This is a genomic window from Herbiconiux oxytropis (assembly GCF_024979315.1).
GTDB lineage: Bacteria > Actinomycetota > Actinomycetes > Actinomycetales > Microbacteriaceae > Herbiconiux > Herbiconiux oxytropis.
The window spans coordinates 432,871-450,824 of the sequence record NZ_JANLCK010000002.1 but is presented as its reverse complement, the minus strand read 5'-3'; the positions used below and the strand labels follow the sequence as shown (position 1 = coordinate 450,824).

The window sequence follows — 17,954 nt, the reverse complement described above, 5'->3', positions numbered from 1 at the left end:
GCCAAACGTGCTGGCATCCGAGCCGTATATCGACCCGGATGCCGGCAGGTTTGCCGTTATGAACGCGAACCCGACTCCACGAGGGCTTCCGCCGGGCGTGAGTCCCCTGACGGGTGGGTCTCGACGCCGGAGCTCCGCTCGAACCCGGGGCCGGCCCAGTTCCACCGCCCCAGCAGCGTCATGAGCGCCGGCAGCAGCAGCCCCCGCACGATCGTGACGTCGAGCAGGATCGCGATCGCCATGCCGATCCCGACCTCCTTCATGCCCACGAGACTGCTCGCCGAGAACCCCAGGAACACGACCCCGATGGCCACCGCCGCCGTGGTCACCACGGGCCCGGTCGCCGTGATGCCGCGGAGCACGGCCCGGTCGTTCGCCACCCGCGGGTCGATCGTGCGGTCGCGCGCCCGCCACTCCTCCGCGATGCGCGCGAGCAGGAACACCTCGTAGTCCATCGACAACCCGAACGCGAGCAGCGCGATCATGAGCGGCGTCGTCACGTCCAGCGCCCCCCACGGCGCGAAACCGAGGAGCCCGGCACCCCAGCCCCACTGGAACACCGCCACGAGCGCCCCCACCGTGGCCGCCACCGTGAGCGCGTTGAGCACCACGGCCTTCAGCGGGATGACGACGGATCGGGTGAGCGCGAACAGCAGCCCGAAGGTCGCCACGAGCACCACACCGAGCGCGAGCGGCAGCCGCTCGAGCAGGTGCTCCTGGGTGTCGACGACCTCGGCGGCGGGCCCCCCGACCTGCACCTCGAGGTCGGCGTAGGCGGGTGAGGCGGCAAGCGAGCGGATGTCGCGCACGAGCTGCTGCGCCTCGGCTCCGGTGGTGTCGCCGGGGGCTGCGAACTCGGCCACCGTCACGTCCTGGGGCAGGTCGAGCACCTGGTCGGCGTCGATCACGAGCTCGTGCGCGGCGATCTCGTCGAGGAGGCCGACGACCCGCGGATCGGTCACGGAAGCGCTGATGAGCACGCTCGCCGCGGTCTCGCTGAGGTCGGCGAAGCCTGCGTCGACGAACTCGCTCGTGCGGCGCTCCTCGGCCTCGACGGGCAGCGCCCGGATGTCGGAGCTCCCGACGGTGAGCGTGGCGAGCGGCGCCACGAGCAGCAGGAGCACCGCACCGGCCCCCACCGCGACCGCCACGGGACGCCGCTGCGCGAGCATCGCCAGCCGCCCGAGGGCCCCGACCCGCACCGCGGAGCCGGCCGATCCGGACCGAACCGCGCCCGCACCCGCGGAACCCGGCACCGCCGCATCCGCCGGGATCGACCGCAGCGGCCACCGCCGCCGCCCCGGCGCCGGCACGTGCCGCGAGAACGCCGCGAGCAGCGCGGGCACGAGCGTGAGCCCCGCCAGCGTGGCGAGCAGCACCGAGGCCGCCCCGCCCACGGCCATGCCCGAGAGCAGCGGGTCGCCGAGCAGCATGAGCCCCACGAGCGCGATGAACACGGCGAGGCCGGAGACGAGCACCGCGCGCCCGGACGACGCGACCGTCGCCCCCACCCAGTCGGCGAGGGCGGCCTCCGGATTCCGGTGCCGCTCCTCGCGGAACCGCGCGATCACCAGCAGGCTGTAGTCGACAGCGAGGCCGAGGCTCAGGATGGTCACGATGTTGACCGCGAACTCGTTGACCGGCATCAGCAGGATGAGTCCGGAGAGCGCGAGCAGCGCGACCGCGATCACGGCGAGCGCCGCGACCACCGGGAACGCGGCCACCCGCACGCCGCCGAGCACCACCACGAGCAGCACGAAGAGCACGACGATCGCGATGCCTTCGCCGATCGCGGCGTCGGTGACGGCGCGATCCACGAACGCCTGCTCTGCGAGGAACTTGCCACCCACGAGCACATCGGCGGGCTCGATCGTGCGGAGCAGCTCCGAGACCTCGGTCGCCGCCGCGAGCGTCGAGGCCTCGTCGAGCGACTGCTCGAGCTCGACGGTCACGAGCGAGCTCCGGCCGTCGTCGCCCACGATGCCGCCCGAGGTGTAAGCGTCCTTGACCTCGACGACACCGGGAACCTCGCGGAGCTGCTGCATCACGGCCCCCGCGTTCGCGATGAGCTCGGGCGAGTAGAAGTCGGCGCCGGTGAGCACCGCCGTGACGATCTCGCCCTCGGGGTCGAGGGCGTCGAGCCGCTCGTCGGCGAGCATCGACTCACTCCCGGTGGGCGAGTCCTGCACGGGGCTGGTGTGATCGAAGACCCCGCCCCCCAGCACGAGGCCGGCGAGGATGAGCGCTCCCCACGCGGCGAGCACGATCACGCGGCGGCGAGCCACCCAGCGTCCGAGGGATTCGAGCATGAGCGGTGGTCCTTCCGTGACCGAGCGGGGGGATTGAAAGAGGAAGGGGTGATCCCCCGGGGGCCGGCGTGCGGCCCGCCCCCGGGGGATCGGTGGGATCAGAGCGGCGTCAACCGCAGCTCTTCGCGGCCCAGGTCACCTCCGCCGCGCCCGTGCGCCCGTCGGCCGTGGCCGTGACGGTCGCCGTGCCGGCGGGGATGCTCTTCAGCCGCGTGGTGAAGGTGTGGAACAGGGCTGCACCCGGCTTCACGGCCTTCTGCGTCTTCTCGCCGTAGCTCGTCGAGATGGTGAGGTCGACGGGGACGGTGTCGCCGTTGGTGGCCCGAACCGCCACCAGCGCCTTGCCGGCCACGCAGCGCACCTCGGCGGTCGCGGTCACCGCGAGCGCCGCATCCAGCTCCTTGATGCGGATGTCGCGATACGAGACCGCCTCACCCGCCCCGTGGTTCTGGATGCCCACGAAGCCCTGCGAGATGTCGCGGGCCGGATCGGTGCTCGTGAACTCGTTCACGACCGTGCCGTTCAGCACGACCTTGATCGTCTGCCCCTGCACCACGATCTCATACGAGTTCCAGGCGCCCACGGGCTTCAGCGAAGCGGCCACCGCCTCGGGGTTCGCACCCTGGAAGGTGTAGATCGATCCCGTGGTGCGATCCGGCGCATCCGTGGCGTCGATCTGGATCTCGTAGCCCTGGTTGACGGCCACGAACGGGTCGTTCCCCGGGTCGGGGAAGCCCACGAAGACGCCGCCGTTGTGGTCGGCCACGAGCTTCCAGTCGAGCTTGAGGCTGTAGGCCTCGAACTCGGCCGCCGTGTACCAGAGGAGGCCCAGGCCACCAGAACCGCGCAGGCTGCAGTCATCGGTGATGCGGCCGAACGAGCCGGGGCCCGAGAGCCGCCACTTGTCGAAGCTCGCCAGCGTGCCGTCGAAGAGGCCCGTGTAGCCCTCCTCCACCTCGCCAGGGGCGCAGATGTCGGTGCTCGCACCCACCGAGAGGGCGTCGAGGTTCACGTTGCCGGAGTCGCCCGCATCCTGCCGGATCGAGATCCGGTTGGTGCCGGCCGCGAGGTCGAGGTTCCTGGTCGCCGTGGTCCACGTCTTCCAGTTGCCGGTCTTCGTGAGCGACCACGGGGCCACCTCCACGTCGTTGACGTAGACCGAGACCGTCTTGGTGCCGTCGAACGGGTTGGGGCCGTTGGCGTAGCGGAGGTTCACCGGGTAGGAGCCTGCTTCGGCGACATTCGTGGTGAAGGTCACCGCCGCGCCGGTGCTCTGCATGCCCGCCGCGAAGCCGGTGCCGGAGTAGCCGTTGTGCTCGGTGTCGGGCTTGGTGCCGCCCGTGAGCGACGCAGCCTCGGCCTCGTACCAGCCGCGATCGGCCGGGGCCACGTAGCCGGGGACCGAGTTGGCGGTGTACCAGGCCTCGGTGTTCCACAGCTCGGCTCCGGATTCGGAGGCGAACGGCCGCGGCGAGCGCAGGTGCACGACGTGGCCGGGCTTGATGCCGGGGAGGGTGATCGAGACCGTCTTGCGGTCCTCCGACACCGTCGCATCCGTCACCACGAGGATCTCCTCGTCGACCTTGGGCCCGCCGTAGCTCGGCGTGGCCACGTAGCGCCACTGCTCGGCGCGGTAGGCCGAGGCGATGTCGGCCACGGTCTCCTCCGAGATGGGCTGGGTGTAGGTGATGTCGAACCCGGTCTCGGTGATCTTCACGGTGTTCATGTCGAACGTGTTGGCACCCGTCGGGGTGAGCTTCTGCAGCCCGAACTTGAGCTTGTTCGTCTCGCCCCAGTTGCCGCCCTCGCCGATGCCGCCCACGTAGAAGGCGCCGTCAGGGCCCTCGATGATGCGGTTGACGCCGGCTTCGAGACCGGCGGAGTGGCGGAAGATGGCGCCCTGGTACTCACCGGCGACCTCCTCGAGGGCCACGCGCTGGATGCCGCCGTAGGTCACGTCACCGATCAGCATCTGGCCGGCGAAGGGACCGTCGTCGAGGATGAGCGGTGCGCTCGGGGAGTTGCCGATCTCGTTCTGGGGGATCCAGACCGCGGGCGGCGAGACGGGGTTCGCGTCGAAGGGGCCTGCCGGAGTCGTGAAGTGGTTGAAGAACTTGCCCTCCTCCACGTGCACGAGCTTCGAGGCCGGCAGCCAGCCGCCCTGGTTGTCGGTGGCGAAGAGCTCGCCCTCGGCGCTCAGCGCGACGCCGTTCGGCGTGCGCAGACCGCCCGCGATGTAGCTGACCTCACCCGTGGTGCGGCTGATGCTGATGGCCGTGCCGCGGTTCTGGGCGGGCTGCGGGGTGGTGGTCGCTCCGCCGTTGTCGATGGCGACCGAGAGGTTCACATAGAAGTTCTCGTCGTCGTGCTCGAGGCCGAAGGCGAACTCGTGGAAGTTGCCGCCGTCGGGCCACTCCGCGACCTTCGAGTGCAGGTCGAAGAAGCCGTCGCCGTCGGGGTCGGTGAGCTTCGTGAGCTGGTGCCGCTCGGAGACGAAGATCTCGTCGCCGATGACCGCGACGCCCATGGGGTTCAGGAGGTCGGTGGCGATCTTCGTGGGGACGACCTGGGCGGCGCTCGTCGCGCCGGTCGCGCCGGCGACGAGGTAGACCTCGCCGGGCTGGGCATCCGGAACCCAGCCGGCCGAGCTGACCGATCCCGAGGTGATGAGCACGAGCTCGTCGTCGTCGGTGAAGTCGAGGCCCGTGACCTTGGGCTCGAAGCCCGCGGGGCGGAGGTCGGTGAGCGTGTAGTCGGGGTTGACCGAGTCGAGCCGCAGGCCGTCGCCGGCGGTGTCGGCCGCGCCCTCGCAGTACTTGGTGCCGGGGGCCGTGACGCGCACGACGTTCGCGTCGGTGCTGAGCACCGCCGTGGGCACGATCTCGAAGGTCGTGGCGCCGGGCTTCTTCCACTCGAGCTTGAGCTCCTGGCCGTAGCCGCCCTCGAAGTAGTCCAGGCGCAGGGCGTGCGTGCCCGCGGTGAGCGTGACCGCGCCCTCTTTGGAGGTGTTGCCGTGCAGGCCGCCGTGGTCGACCACGAGCGCGTCGTCGATCGAGAGCTTGGAGCCGTCGTCGCTCGTGAGGCGGAAGGTGTGGGCGCCGGCCGTGGCCACTGTGAGGTTGGCCGTGACCTCGGCGAGGAAGTCGTCGCTCAGGCCGAAGTCGGCCTCGCTGACCCAGTTGATCGTGGGCATGAGCTTGTCGACGTTGGGGGTGCTGCCCGACTTGATGGTGCAGAAGTCGGCGAGGCCCGGGGGCATCTGGAACGCGCGGAGTGTCACTCCGGGCTCCTGCTCCGGGATCGCGGCGAGCGCGGCGGGCGCGAAGCCGGTCACGGCCAGCAGGCCTGCGAGGGTTCCGGCGATGATCGCGGCGGATCCGGTTCGTGATCTGAGCCGAGTACTCGGCGGTCTGACAGGTGTGGGCACCATTGCTCCTTTGCGTGAGACGTCACAGACCGAGCAGAGGCAACCACGCATCCGTCCGGCGCCTGAAGTGTACGCAGCTTTTGCGCGCCGGGTCTACAACTTTAAATTGTCCCTCGACAAATGTCCTCCGGAACACGTAGAGTCGCCCCGACCGACGGCGGTTGTGCCGGCGGGCTGATCTTCCGCTGAGCGGACCGACCCTGGAGTATCACCGTGAACAGACGTGCCATCGGATACCGCGTGAGCATCGCGGCCGCAGGAGCCCTGACGCTCTCCGTCATCGGATCGAGCGGACTCGCCGCCGCCCTCGACGACCCCTACGGCGACAGCGACGTCGCCGTGTCGGTCGAGATCCCGGAGCTCGAGGGGCCCGGCGTGCTCGCCATGACCGTGGCCGGCTCCTCCGCCGCCCTCACCGAGTCGGGCTCGACCGCCACCTCGCGCCAATTCACCGGCACTCTGCCGACCGTCACCGTGACAGACACCCGCGACCCCGCCGACATCCCCGAGGGCGCGTTCTGGTACGTGCTCGGCTCGATCACCGACTTCACCGGTGACGCCGGGCAGCCCGACATCGTCTCGGCCGAGAGCTTCGGCTGGGCCCCCGCACTCGTGGCGGGCGACCCCGGCAGCGTCTCGGCGGGTGACGAGGTCGACCCGGGCGAGGGTTTCGTCGACTCCGAGATCCTCTCGGTGGCCTACGACTCGGCCGAGATCGCACCCGAGGGCAGCTGGTCGGCGAACGCCGGGCTCGAGCTGCTCACCGGAGCCACCGTCGCGCCCGGCCAGTACTCGGCCACGCTCACGCTGTCCCTGTTCGAGTAGCCGGCACGTGAGAGCGAAGGCTCTGACCGCGGCCGCCGCTCTCGCGGCCGCGGCGCTGATGGCGGTGGCGGGGCCGGCGGTGGCTGCCTCTGCCGCGCCGACACCGTCACCCGACGACGTGACCTGGTCGGTGGCGCCCGCCACCGCCGACGGCCCCGACGGCCGCTCCTGGGTGGAGCAGGAGCTCGCTCCGGGCGCGACCTTCACGGAGCACCTGGCGCTGCGCAACCTCGGTGCCACCGAGACCACGTTCGCCCTCGATGCCGCCGACGGCTACTTCACCGAGACCGGTCGCTTCAACATGCTGCAGGCCGGTCAGACCTCCGTGGCCGCCGGCACCTGGATCACGGTCGAGGAGTCGGTGACCGTGGCGCCCGGCGCGACAGCGGTCGTGCCCTTCACGGTCACGGTGCCCGAGAACGCGACCCCCGGCGATCACGCCGCGGGCATCGCCGCCTCGGTCTCGAGCACGGGCACCACGAGCGACGGCGCGCAGATCGGGGTGAACAGCCGGGTCGGCTTCCGCGTGATGACGCAGGTCACGGGCGCACTCGCCCCCGCCCTCGAGGTCACGGATGCGACGGTCGGTTACGCACCTTCGTGGAACCTCTTCACCCCCGGATCGCTCGCGGTCGGCTACACGGCCGAGAACACCGGCAACACGCAGCTCGCGTTCGGGGAGCGCGTCGACGGCGCGGTGACCGACCGTGGCGATCTGTTCCCCGGCGAGTCCCGATCCGTCATCGTCGCCCCCACCTCGGCCTGGCCGATCGGCCTGATCACGGTCGACGTGGTGGTGGAGTCGTCGGTGCCGAGCGACCCCGGGCTCGCGGTGGCGCCGGTGACGCAGACGGTCACGGTCTGGGCGGTGCCGTGGCTGCACCTGGCGGTGCTCGCCGGGATCGCGCTCGTGATCGTGCTGCTCGTGATCGGCAGGCGGCGCCGCAAGGCCGCGGTGGAGCGGCTCATCGCCGAGGCCCGCGCCGAGGGCCGCCGCGAGTCGGCGGTCGCCCGATGAGCGCGACGCTGCGGGCTCGGTGGAGCGCCTCGGCACGAGCCATCGCACTGACGGGTGCCTTGCTGGGGGCTGCTGCAGTCGGGACGATCACGCTCGGCACCGTCACAGCCGGGCCTGCCCTCGCCCTGACGCGGGTGGGCACCGTCGCACCTGATCCCGGGCCCGCGCCGGGGATCGTGGTGGGGGTCGAGATCACCCCGCGGCCCACCGTCCCGCCCACTCCCGATCCGTCTCCCCCCCCGGGCCCGGGCCCGGCTCCGACGTCCGGGCCCGGGCCGGGCCCCGACGGCGACCTCGCCGACACGGGTGTGGATCTCGCTCCCGGGCTCGTCCTCGCCCTCGCGCTCGGCGCATCCGGCATGGTGGTCGCTGCGGCCTCGATGTCGCGTGCAGGGTCGCGCGCCACGGCGGACCGCGGCTCGCGCTGAGCCGCCGAGGGTCGTCGACGCCGGCCGCGCGGACCGGCGGCCGGCGAGAGACGGCGAGACGCCGTGGCGGAGTGGCGGCTCAGCTGCCGGAGAGGTCGGCCGCGACGCCCAGCACGAGTGCCACGGCGACGACCACGAGGAGCGCGGCCACCACGATCCGCGCGGCGATCGGCCGGCCCGCCCGCGCGTGCGACGGCACGCGCACCACGAGGGCGGCGACACCCGCGAGCAGCAGCAGCACCGCGACGGCGGCGAGCACGATCGTGACGCCGGCGCCGATCTCGGGGGTGTGCAGGTAGCCGAGCACGAGGGCGCCGAGGTAGACGATGGCGGCGGTCACGACGCCCGCGAGCACGCGCGTGCCGATGTCGCGCCAGAACTTCTCCTCGCTCATCCACTCGGCCGGCCAGCGCCAGGGGGAGGAGGGCTTCACATCGCTGTCGTCGGACACCCCTGCACCTTAGCCGCCGCGCGCTTTGGCCGCCTAGGGTGGGAGCATCATGTCGATGACACACGGCCAGGACACCGCGGCGGAGAACTACCTCAAGACGATCTACGCCCACACCGAGTGGCAGCCCGCCCCCATCACGCCATCGGTGCTGGCTGCGCGGCTCGGGGTGGCGCCCTCGTCGGTGACCGAGATGGTGAAGAAGCTCGCGGCGGCAGGGCTCATCACGCACGTGCCCTACGGCCCGCTCACCCTCACCCCGGTGGGGCGGATGCGCGCGAGCGGCGTGGTGCGCCGGCACCGGCTGATCGAGACCTGGCTCGTGCGCGAGATGGGCTACGCCTGGCACGAGGTGCACGATGAGGCCGAGGTGCTCGAGCACGCGCTCAGCGACCGTCTGCTCGACGCCATCGACGAGCGGCTCGGGCGGCCGGCGCAGGATCCGCACGGCGACCCCATCCCCACCGCCGACGGGCACGTGCCCTCGTTCGACGCCGTGCTGCTGGCCGAGGCCTCGATCGGGCACGAGGGCCGGGTGCTGCGGATCAACGACCGCGACCCGTCGCTGCTGCAGTCGCTCGCCGAGCAGGGCGTCGGGCCCGGCACCGCCGTGCGCGTCGTGACCTTCGCCGAGGCGGGCTACCCCGATCCGGCGGTCACGGAGCCCGACGGAGCTCCCCTCGTGGAGCCCGTCGTGCTCATGCTCACGGAGGTCGCGGGTGCGGCCCCGGTGGAGGTGCACGCCCCCGATGCCCTCTGGCTCTCCGCCTGACCCCGCCGCCTCCCCGCCTCACTGACTTGACACAAGATGTGCCAAGTCGGCGGTTTTAGGCGCGATTTGTGTCAAGTCGGCGGCGTGGTGGGAACTCAGGCGAGGCGGGCTGGGGGCGCGGGCTCGGATCGTGAGCGGGAGCGGGCTCAGGGCGCGAGGGCGCGGAGGTCCGCGAGGGCCGCGACGAGGGCAGCGGATGCCGCGCTCAGGTCGGCCGCGGTCGTGTCGGCGGTGAAGGTGAAGCGCACGGCCGTCTGGGCCACCTCCGGCGCGAGGCCGAGGGCGAGAAGCACGGGCGAGGGGTCGTCGCTGCCGGCGGCGCAGGCCGATCCGCTCGACACGATCACCCCGCGCTCCTCGAGCTGCAGCAGGATGCTCTCGCCGCTCGTCCCCGGGAAGCAGAACGACGCGACCGACGGCAGCCGCACATCCACCGCGCGTGCACCGGCCCCCGCGCTGGCACCACGTGCGCCGGCAGCACCTGCACCGGCACCACCTGCACCACCGGCACCGGCACCACCGGCGCCGCCAGCACCGGCACCACCGGCCGCCGTGATCGACGGTCCCGTCAGCACAGCGCCTGGCACCCGGTGCAGCACCTCGCGGATGAACCCGTCGCGCAGGGCGCTCGTGCGCGCCGCGCGCGCCGCCGCCTGCTCGGGGCGGCCGAGCAGGCGCACCGCCGCCGCGAGTCCCACCGCGAACGCCACGTTCTCGGTGCCGGAGCGCACTCCCCGCTCCTGACCGCCGCCGTGCACGAGCGGCTCGATCCGTCGTCGCACGGCGAGCGCGCCGATGCCCTTGGGGGCGCCGAGCTTGTGGCCCGAGATGCTGAGGGCGTCCACGCCGAGCACACCCAGCCGGGTGTCGAGCCAGCCGGCCGACTGCACGGCATCCGTGTGGAAAGGCACCCCGTGGGCGGCGGCGCGGGCCGCGAGCTCCGCCATCGGCTGGATGCTGCCCACCTCGTTGTTCGCGTGCATCACGGTGGCGAGCGCGGTGTCGGGGCGGAGGGCCGCCGCGAACTCGTCCGGGTCGACGAGCCCCTCGCCATCGACTCCCACCACCGTCACCTCGAAGCCGTGCACCCGCTCGAGGAACGCGACCGACTCCACCACCGCCGGATGCTCGATCGCGCTCCGCACGAGGTGCCGTCCCCGCTGCCCGCTGCGCCCGGCATCAGGGGCGATCGCGGCGAGCGCGAGCCCCTTCACCGCGAGGTTGTCGGCCTCGGTGCCGCCCGAGGTGAAGACGACCTCGCCCGGCCGGCAGCCCAGCCACTCCGCCACCGTGCGCCGGGCCTCGGCGAGCGCGCGGGCGGCCGAGGCGCCGAGGCCGTGCGTGCTCGAGGGGTTGCCGAACTCGCCCGTGAGGTGCGGCCACATCGCCTCGAGCACCTCGCGGCGCACGGGCGAGGTGGCGGCGGCGTCGAGGTGGATCACGAGCGGATGCCGGCCGGCGGGTCGACGAACGTGACGTCGAGGCCCAGATCGAGTGAGCGCACGCTGTGGGTGAGGGCGCCCACCGAGATGAGGTCGACGCCCGTCGCCGCGATCCCGGCCACCGTCTCGAGGTTCACGCCACCGCTGGCCTCCACGAGGGCCCGACCGCCCACGACCTCGACCCCCGTGCGCAGGTCGGCGAGCGAGAAGTTGTCGAGCATGATCGTGTCGACGCCCGCCGCGAGCACGGGCTCGATCTGGTCGAGGCGGTCGACCTCCACCTCGAGGTGCGTCGTGTGCGAGAGGCGTTCGCGCACCGAGCGCAGGGCCGCCGTGACGTCGCCGCCGTGCCTGGCGGCGAGCACGGCGAGGTGGTTGTCCTTCGCGAGCACCGCATCCGAGAGCGAGAAGCGGTGGTTGTGCCCGCCGCCCGCCCGCACGGCCGCCCGCTCGAGTGCACGCAGGCCCGGCGTGGTCTTGCGGGTGTCGACGATGCGCGCGCGGGTGCCGGCCACCGCCTCGACGTAGCGGGCGGTGAGGGTGGCGACCCCGCTCATCCGCTGCGCGAGGTTGAGGCCCACGCGCTCGGCGCGCAGCACTCCCCTGGCGGGGCCCTGCACGGTGGCGAGCACGGCGCCGGCCTCGAACGGCGTGCCATCGGGCACGAGCACCTCGGTGCGGATGCGCGGGTCGACGAGCCGCATCGCCGCCGCGAACACGGCCCCACCGCTGAAGACGCCGGGCTCGCGGGCGTCGAGGGCGGCGTGCACCACGGCGTCGTCGGGGATGAGGAGCTCGGAGGTGATGTCGCCCCACGGCGCGTCCTCGGCGAGCGCGCGCCCGACGACCTCCTCGATGATCTGTTCGGTCAGCATCAGACGAGCACCTTCTCTGCGGGGGTGGTGGAACGGGCGGCGATGCCCGAGGCGTGGCGGCGACCGGAGGTGGGGCCGGCATCGGCGCGGAAGTGGGCGCCCACCGATTCCCGACGCGCGAGCGCCGCGGCCACGGTCGCTCGTGCGAGCAGCAGCAGATTCGCGGTCTCGAGCTCGTGCACGGATGCGGCGGGCAGGTCGGCGATCCCGGATGCGCCACGCGCGTCGATGGACATGTCCCACTCCGCGAGCGCGGCGGCCGCGCTCTGCAGACCCTCCGCATCGCGCAGCACACCGACGTGGCGCCACATCAGCGCCTGGATCTCTTCGCGTTGCGGCCTCCGACGCGGCGACAGGGACGGCGACGCCGCACGATCTACCGCCGCCCGATCGACCGACACCGGCACCGGCACCGACGCGCCGGGACCGACATCCGACGCCACCACCCGCGCCAGAGCGCGGGCCGCGCGGTGCCCGAAGACGAGGCCCTCGAGCAGCGAGTTCGACGCCAGCCGGTTCGCCCCGTGCACCCCCGTGCGCGCGACCTCGCCCACGGCCCAGAGGCCCGCGAGGCTCGTGCGCCCGTCGAGGTCGGTGACCACGCCGCCCATCCCGTAGTGCGCCGCCGGAGCCACGGGCACCGGCTCACGCGCCCAGTCGAACCCGGCGGCGCGGCACGCGGCCGAGATGGTCGGGAAGCGCCGCTCGAGCTCCTCGGATCCGAGGCCGCGGGCGTCGAGCACCACGGGGGCGCCTGTGCGCTCCATCTCGAGCGCGATCGCCCGGGCCACCACATCCCGCGGCGCGAGCTCGGCGAGCGGATGCGCCGCCGGCATGAAGCGCTCCCCAGCCGCATTCCGCAGCACGGCCCCATCGCCCCGCACCGCCTCCGACACGAGGAAGCACCCCGGCACGGCGAGCGCCGTCGGGTGGAACTGCACGAACTCCAGATCGGCCACCGCGGCCCCGGCCCGCAGCGCCGCCGCTATGCCGTCGCCCGTCGCCACCGCGGGATTCGTGGTGAACGGGTACAGCTGCCCCGCGCCCCCGCTCGCGAGCACCACCTCGTCGGCCTCGAGCACCTCGCGCCGCCCCTCCCGCAGCACCACCGCCCCTCCCACGCGAGGTCCCGCCCCGACCTCCCCCGAGTCGCGCCGACGTGCACTCCCGTCACCCGTCTCCGCCGCTGTGCCGACACTTCGCCACGACTCACCGCCGGATGCGGCGGGCTCGGGGGCGGGGACGAGCAGGAGGTCGGCGAGGAAGGCGTGCTCGAGCACCCGGATGCCCGCGGCACGGGTGGCGCGCACGAGGGCGTTCTGCACGCTCAGGCCGGTCGCGTCGCCGCCGGCGTGCACGATGCGGTGGAACGAGTGCGCCCCCTCCCTGCCCGCGTCGAGCCCCGCCAGGTCACCCGCAGCCACCCCGTCGCCCGGCACCTCGTCACGCCCGCCGTCCACGCGATCGAACTCCACGCCCCATGCCAGGAGATCGCGGAGGCGCTCCGGTCCCTCCTCGCACAGCACGCGCACGGCCGCCGGATCGCACAGCCCCGCACCTGCCACGAGCGTGTCGGCGATGTGCGACTCCACGCTGTCGCCCGGCAGCACCGCGCTCGCGATGCCGCCTTGCGCGTGGCGGGTGCACCCGTCGTCGATGCTCCCCTTCGTCACGATGGTGATCGAGGCATCCGGCCGCAGCCGCTGCAGCGTCAACGCCGTCGTCAACCCGGCGATCCCACTGCCGACGATGACGACGCCGAGCGCGCACCCGGCATCCCGCGGCGCAGGGCCGCCCGTGACCGCATTCCCGCGCCCACCCGCACCCACCCCGGCCGCCGCGCTCCCGCTCATGGCCGGGCCGAGAGCATCCGCTCGAGCGCCACGCGCGCCGGAGCCGCCACCGCCTCGTCGACCACGATGCGGTTCTGCACCACGGAGGGTCCGCCGTCGACCCCCACGAGCGACTCGAGCACCCACGCGAGGTAGCCCGGGTGGATGCGGTACATCGTGGAGCACGGGCAGATCACGTCGTCGAGGCAGAAGATGGTGTGCTGCGGGTACTCGTTGGCGAGGCGCTGCACGAGGTTGATCTCGGTGCCGATCGCGAACGTCGAGCCCGCGGGCGCCGCCGCGATGGCCTTGACGATGAAGTCGGTCGAGCCCGCCGCATCCGCGGCGTCGACCACGGGCATGGGGCACTCGGGGTGCACGATCACCTGCACGCCGGGGTGCGAGGCCCGCGCCTTCTCGATCTGCGCCACCGTGAACCGCTTGTGCACCGAGCAGAACCCGTGCCACAGGATGACCTGCGCGTCGAGCAGCGACTCCTCCGAGTTGCCGCCGAGCGCCTTGCGCGGGTTCCACATCGGCATCCGCTCGAGCGGCACCCCCATGGCCTTCGCGGTGTTGCGCCCGAGGTGCTGGTCGGGGAAGAACAGCACCCGCTGCCCCCGCTCGAACGCCCACTCGAGCACCGTCGCCGCGTTCGACGACGTGCAGACGATCCCGCCGTTCTGCCCGCAGAAGCCCTTGAGCGCCGCCGACGAGTTCATGTAGGTGACGGGGATGACCGGCACGCGACCGGATGCGTCGGGCTCGGTCCCGTAGATCGCCGAGAGCTCGGCCCAGGCCTCCTCCACCGAATCGATGTCCGCCATGTCGGCCATCGAGCATCCGGCCGCGAGGTTCGGCAGGATGACCGCCTGCTGCGGCCGCGCGAGGATGTCGGCCGTCTCGGCCATGAAGTGCACCCCGCAGAACACGATCGCCTCGGCCTCGGGCACCGTGAGTGCTGCGTTGGCGAGCTGGAACGAGTCGCCCACGAAGTCGGCGTACTGCACCACCTCGTCGCGCTGATAGAAGTGCCCGAGCACCACCACACGGTCGCCGAGGGTGGCCTTTGCGGCACGGATGCGCGCATCGAGCTCGGCCTTCGACGCCGTCTTGTACTCCTCAGGGAGCTCGCCCTGCCGCGGAGCGTCGGCGGGGATGGGGTCGGCCATCGAGGCGCCAGGACCGTAAGAGGGCGGCTTCAGGTCGAACTGCCAGGGGCCCTCGGCGAGCTCGGGGGTGCAGGTCGAGCCCGTGGCGCCGGGCGCCCCGGCGGTGATGAGCTGGATCTCGCTGTCGACGGAGAGTGCTGTCGGGGTCATGCTGTCGGCTTCCTCGAGGGGCTGGCGGGTTCGGCTGGATCGGTGCGCCCGAGCGGCCCACGATCCACCGGCTCGGCGGAGTTGTTGTAGCGGTAGAGCTTGGGCGGGCGGTAGCTCGTGCCGGTGACGCGCTTGCCGGTGGGCACGATGGCGTTCGTCGACTCGATCTGGCGGCGGAAGTTGGCCGGGTCGAGCGTGCGCCCCAGCACCGATTCGTGCACCTCGCGCAACTCGGCGAGCGTGAAGGTGTCGCCGAGGAAGGCGTGCGCGATGCGGCTGTACTCCACCTTGTTGCGGAGCCGCCAGAGCGCGTACTCGATGATGACGTCGTGGTCGAACGCGAGGTCGGGCAGGTCGTCGACCGAGAACCAGCGCACGTTCTCCGTGCTCGTGTTGCGGTCGGAGTGCACGACCTCGTCGGAGTTCACGAGCGCCCAGTAGACCACCGACACCACGCGGTCGTTCGCGCCGTCCGGCGAGCGGTCGAGGGTGCCGAAGGCGTAGAGCTGCTCGAGGTAGTTGGGGGCGAGGGCGGTGGTGGCGCCGAGGGTGCGCGCCGCCGCGGCCTCGAGATCCTCGTCGATGCCGAGGGGGCCTCCCGGCAGCGCCCACTGGCCCTCGTAGGGCGGGCGGATGCGACGCACGAGGGGCAGCCACAGAGCGGGAAGCGGCGCGCCCGATTCCGGATCGGCTCCGGCGCTCGTGGGCCGCAGAGCGAAGATCACCGTCGACACGGCCAGTGTGATCTGCATGGAAACCCCCTAAAGGTGAAACCGACTATAACCCTTAGAGTCTCGAAGACACAAACCGGCTCGCCCTTGTTCGATCTGAGTATTCTTCGCTTAATCGACCAGGAGTTGATAGATTCTCGCGGAACACGATCACCCACCCTTCGAAAGGACAGACCCATGACCACCTCCCCCACCCTCACGACACCCGCCCCCGGCGTCGACTACCCCGGCAAGACCCTGGGCGTGATCGGCCTCGTCGCCTCGATCCTCTTCATGTTCGTCGGCCTCGTCATCAGCCTCGTGGCGCTCAACCAGTCCAAGAAGGCCGGCTACCGCAACACGCCCGCGAAGATCGGTGTCATCGTCGGGATCGTCCTGACAGTGCTCTGGGTGCTCGTCTACGTGGGCACGGCGGTGGTGGCGATCAGCTACAGCTGACCCTCCCGGCTCTCGTCGCGGCCGCGCCTGTACGCTGGACGCAGCAGGGGAAGGAGCTCGACATGACCCGCCGCGACGAGATCGAATGCTGGCTGACCGACATGGACGGCGTGCTCGTGCACGAGAACCATCCCATCGAGGGCGCCGCCGAACTGCTGCAGCAGTGGCGCGACGAGGGCAAGCCCTACCTGGTGCTCACGAACAACTCGATCTTCACGCCGCGCGACCTCAGCGCGCGCCTCCGCGCAAGCGGCCTCGAGGTGCCCGAGGAGTTCATCTGGACCAGTGCGCTCGCCACTGCCGCGTTCCTCAAAGATCAGATGCCCGGCGGCAGCGCCTTCGTGATCGGTGAGGCCGGCATCACGACGGCGCTCCACGAGGCCGGCTTCATCATGACCGAGACGGCCCCTGACTACGTGGTCATCGGCGAGACCCGCAACTACTCCTTCGAGGCCATCACGAAGGCCGTGCGGCTCATCGGCGCGGGCTCCCGCTTCATCGTCACGAATCCGGATGCCACGGGGCCGAGCGCCGAGGGTCCACTCCCGGCCACGGGCGCCATCGCCGCCATGATCACGAAGGCCACGGGCAAGGAGCCCTACGTGGTCGGCAAGCCGAACCCCATGATGTTCCGCTCGGCCATGAACCGGATCGGCGCCCACTCCGAGAACACGGGCATGATCGGAGACCGGATGGACACGGATGTCGTGGCGGGCATCGAGGCGGGTCTCCACACGATCCTCGTGATGACGGGGATCAGCGACGAGGCCGAGATCGCGAAGTACCCGTTCCGCCCCGACGAGATCATCGACTCGGTCGCCGACCTCCTCTCGTCGGCCCCGATCGAGTCCGAGCTGTAGCCATCCCCGGCTCGCGCTAGCCGGCCCCGATATTCGCCAGCACGGTCTCCACGACGGGCAGCAGCGCGGCATCCGGAGCCACCACGCGCACCCACGCGCCGTCGATGAGCACCACGAGCTCCGTGATGCCCGGCGTCTCGGTGGCGGCCAGATAGGCCTCGCCGGGGTAGTCGGGGGCCGGTTCGTAGACCTGCTCCGCGACATCCGCCCAGCCCTCGAAGTACCCGGCACCGCCGGGGAGCACCGCCACCGAAGCGGTGACGTCGGTGCCGCCGGTGGGCGGATCGGGAGACCAGCTGCAGTAGTACGAGTTCACCTGCGCGCGACTGCCGAAGCGGGAGCTCGCGTACTCGCCCTCGTCGCTTTTGAACGGGCGCACCCCCTCGACGCCGAGGGCGACCGCGAGCGTGGCCGGGTCGATGAGGGTGTCGCAGCTCGTGGCCCCGGCGAGGGCACCCTCGGCCGGCTGCCACAGCGGACCGGGTTCACCGAACCCCGCGACGGCGTCGCGCACGGTGATGAACTGCTCGCGCACGGCGTCGCGATCCAGCTGCGGACCGACGGCGCTGAGCGCCACGGCGTAGCCCCCGACGAGGGCGATGTACCCGCAGCGCGTGGGCTGGAGGCCCGATTCCGCACAGGCCGAGTAGACATCGGGCCCGATCGACGGCTCCGGCGTGGCGATGTAGACGCCCTCGCGCTGTGCCTCCTGCTCGAAGCCCTCTGCGGTGATTCCGGGCAGGATCTGCAGCGTGGCCTGGGCGGCGGCGACCGCGTCGCCCGACTGCTCCGAGTCGGCCCACGCGCACTCGAGCATGCCGACGCGGAGGTCGGTGTAGAACACCGGACTGGCTGACTGCCGCACGGGCTGCACCGGCAGCGCGGCTCCGGCGAGGGCCTCGGCGGTCTCCTGCGGCAGCAGCTCGTCGCACGAGGCCGGCACCCGCGACACGGGAGCGTCGGGCACGGCCGGCTCGGTCGCCGAAGGCGAGGGCGAGGGCGTGGCCACGGGCTCCGAAGCGTCCGGTGAAGCGGATGCGCTGGGCGACGCCGCCACCGCTCCACCCCCGAACAGCGCCCCTCCCGACAGCGCCACGAACGCGACCCCGGCCACCACGAGCCCCACGACCACGATCCCCACCACGACGACAACGACCCGCCGCCGCCCCCGCGCCCTCGTACCGTCTCCCGAATTCTCCGTCATCCCGCACTCCCCCGATCACGCAC

At 72.0% G+C, this 17,954-nt stretch carries 15 protein-coding genes; 6 read left to right on the top strand and 9 right to left on the bottom strand.

The genetic code is table 11. From position 1 onward, the window contains the following. Nucleotides 1–56 precede the first annotated feature (56 nt). Both N1028_RS05215 and N1028_RS05210 read right to left on the bottom strand, forming a co-directional pair. Nucleotides 57–2,309: an MMPL family transporter gene (locus N1028_RS05215; RefSeq protein WP_259525766.1), complete on the bottom strand. Its 2,253-nt coding sequence runs from the start codon at nucleotides 2,307–2,309 to the stop codon at nucleotides 57–59. A gap of 109 nt (nucleotides 2,310–2,418) precedes the next feature. Continuing rightward, a complete protein-coding gene (locus N1028_RS05210; RefSeq protein WP_259525765.1) occupies nucleotides 2,419–5,643 on the bottom strand; it encodes a 3-keto-alpha-glucoside-1,2-lyase-like domain-containing protein in 3,225 nt (1,074 codons plus the stop codon). 306 nt (nucleotides 5,644–5,949) lie between these two features. On the opposite strand from N1028_RS05210, the gene N1028_RS05205 reads away from it, so the two are divergent. From N1028_RS05205 to N1028_RS05195, 3 genes are read left to right on the top strand one after another with little or no spacing between them, the layout of a single operon-like run. Further along, on the top strand, nucleotides 5,950–6,561 hold the full coding sequence (locus tag N1028_RS05205) for a hypothetical protein (RefSeq protein ID WP_259525764.1): 612 nt from the start codon (nucleotides 5,950–5,952) through the stop codon (nucleotides 6,559–6,561). 7 nt (nucleotides 6,562–6,568) lie between these two features. Beyond that, on the top strand, nucleotides 6,569–7,579 hold the full coding sequence (locus tag N1028_RS05200) for a DUF916 domain-containing protein (RefSeq protein ID WP_259525763.1): 1,011 nt from the start codon (nucleotides 6,569–6,571) through the stop codon (nucleotides 7,577–7,579). Further along, nucleotides 7,576–8,007, top strand: coding sequence for a hypothetical protein (locus N1028_RS05195; protein ID WP_259525762.1), 432 nt, complete (start codon nucleotides 7,576–7,578; stop codon nucleotides 8,005–8,007). Before N1028_RS05200 ends, N1028_RS05195 begins: the two co-directional genes overlap by 4 nt. 79 nt (nucleotides 8,008–8,086) lie before the next feature. Here N1028_RS05195 and N1028_RS05190 read toward each other — a convergent pair whose 3' ends face one another. Next, complete coding sequence (locus N1028_RS05190; protein ID WP_259525761.1) at nucleotides 8,087–8,458, bottom strand: hypothetical protein; 372 nt, start codon at nucleotides 8,456–8,458, stop codon at nucleotides 8,087–8,089. A 49-nt stretch (nucleotides 8,459–8,507) separates the two neighbouring features. Here N1028_RS05190 and N1028_RS05185 point away from each other — a divergent pair, with 49 nt between their 5' ends. Beyond that, nucleotides 8,508–9,227, top strand: a complete 720-nt coding sequence (locus N1028_RS05185) for a metal-dependent transcriptional regulator (protein WP_259525760.1) — start codon at nucleotides 8,508–8,510, stop codon at nucleotides 9,225–9,227. Nucleotides 9,228–9,373: 146 nt separating this feature from the next. On the opposite strand, the gene N1028_RS05180 is transcribed toward N1028_RS05185, so the two are convergent. Genes N1028_RS05180 through N1028_RS05160 form a run of 5 tightly spaced genes read right to left on the bottom strand, consistent with a single transcriptional unit; the run spans nucleotide 9,374 to nucleotide 15,450 of the window. Further along, nucleotides 9,374–10,669, bottom strand: a complete 1,296-nt coding sequence (locus N1028_RS05180) for a cysteine desulfurase family protein (RefSeq protein WP_259525759.1) — start codon at nucleotides 10,667–10,669, stop codon at nucleotides 9,374–9,376. Next, nucleotides 10,666–11,544 (bottom strand): carboxylating nicotinate-nucleotide diphosphorylase, encoded by an 879-nt coding sequence (gene nadC / locus N1028_RS05175; RefSeq protein WP_259525758.1) that lies wholly within the window; start codon nucleotides 11,542–11,544, stop codon nucleotides 10,666–10,668. Before nadC ends, N1028_RS05180 begins: the two co-directional genes overlap by 4 nt. Next, nucleotides 11,544–13,397 (bottom strand): L-aspartate oxidase, encoded by a 1,854-nt coding sequence (nadB, locus tag N1028_RS05170; RefSeq protein ID WP_259525756.1) that lies wholly within the window; start codon nucleotides 13,395–13,397, stop codon nucleotides 11,544–11,546. The genes nadC and nadB overlap by 1 nt, the downstream gene beginning before the upstream one ends. Further along, nucleotides 13,394–14,698 (bottom strand): quinolinate synthase NadA, encoded by a 1,305-nt coding sequence (nadA, locus tag N1028_RS05165; protein ID WP_259525755.1) that lies wholly within the window; start codon nucleotides 14,696–14,698, stop codon nucleotides 13,394–13,396. Before nadA ends, nadB begins: the two co-directional genes overlap by 4 nt. Continuing rightward, complete coding sequence (locus N1028_RS05160; protein WP_259525754.1) at nucleotides 14,695–15,450, bottom strand: NUDIX hydrolase; 756 nt, start codon at nucleotides 15,448–15,450, stop codon at nucleotides 14,695–14,697. Before N1028_RS05160 ends, nadA begins: the two co-directional genes overlap by 4 nt. Nucleotides 15,451–15,606: 156 nt before the next feature. Between N1028_RS05160 and N1028_RS05155 the strand changes: the two genes are divergently transcribed. Then, nucleotides 15,607–15,867 (top strand): hypothetical protein, encoded by a 261-nt coding sequence (locus N1028_RS05155; protein ID WP_259525753.1) that lies wholly within the window; start codon nucleotides 15,607–15,609, stop codon nucleotides 15,865–15,867. Between the two features lie 62 nt (nucleotides 15,868–15,929). Beyond that, nucleotides 15,930–16,727, top strand: coding sequence for an HAD-IIA family hydrolase (locus N1028_RS05150; protein ID WP_259525752.1), 798 nt, complete (start codon nucleotides 15,930–15,932; stop codon nucleotides 16,725–16,727). 16 nt (nucleotides 16,728–16,743) lie between these two features. On the opposite strand, the gene N1028_RS05145 is transcribed toward N1028_RS05150, so the two are convergent. After that, on the bottom strand, nucleotides 16,744–17,931 hold the full coding sequence (locus N1028_RS05145; protein WP_259525751.1) for a hypothetical protein: 1,188 nt from the start codon (nucleotides 17,929–17,931) through the stop codon (nucleotides 16,744–16,746). Nucleotides 17,932–17,954 lie beyond the last annotated feature (23 nt).

Coding starts and splice junctions, on each gene's coding strand:
- N1028_RS05195 (WP_259525762.1), top strand. CDS start 7,576: ATGAGCGCGACGCTGCGGGCTCGGTGGAGCGCCTCGGCACGAGCCATC.
- N1028_RS05145 (WP_259525751.1), bottom strand. CDS start 17,931: ATGACGGAGAATTCGGGAGACGGTACGAGGGCGCGGGGGCGGCGGCGG.
- N1028_RS05185 (WP_259525760.1), top strand. CDS start 8,508: ATGTCGATGACACACGGCCAGGACACCGCGGCGGAGAACTACCTCAAG.
- N1028_RS05155 (WP_259525753.1), top strand. CDS start 15,607: ATGACCACCTCCCCCACCCTCACGACACCCGCCCCCGGCGTCGACTAC.
- nadB (WP_259525756.1), bottom strand. CDS start 13,397: ATGAGCGGGAGCGCGGCGGCCGGGGTGGGTGCGGGTGGGCGCGGGAAT.
- N1028_RS05160 (WP_259525754.1), bottom strand. CDS start 15,450: ATGCAGATCACACTGGCCGTGTCGACGGTGATCTTCGCTCTGCGGCCC.
- N1028_RS05215 (WP_259525766.1), bottom strand. CDS start 2,309: ATGCTCGAATCCCTCGGACGCTGGGTGGCTCGCCGCCGCGTGATCGTG.
- nadA (WP_259525755.1), bottom strand. CDS start 14,698: ATGACCCCGACAGCACTCTCCGTCGACAGCGAGATCCAGCTCATCACC.
- nadC (WP_259525758.1), bottom strand. CDS start 11,544: ATGCTGACCGAACAGATCATCGAGGAGGTCGTCGGGCGCGCGCTCGCC.
- N1028_RS05150 (WP_259525752.1), top strand. CDS start 15,930: ATGACCCGCCGCGACGAGATCGAATGCTGGCTGACCGACATGGACGGC.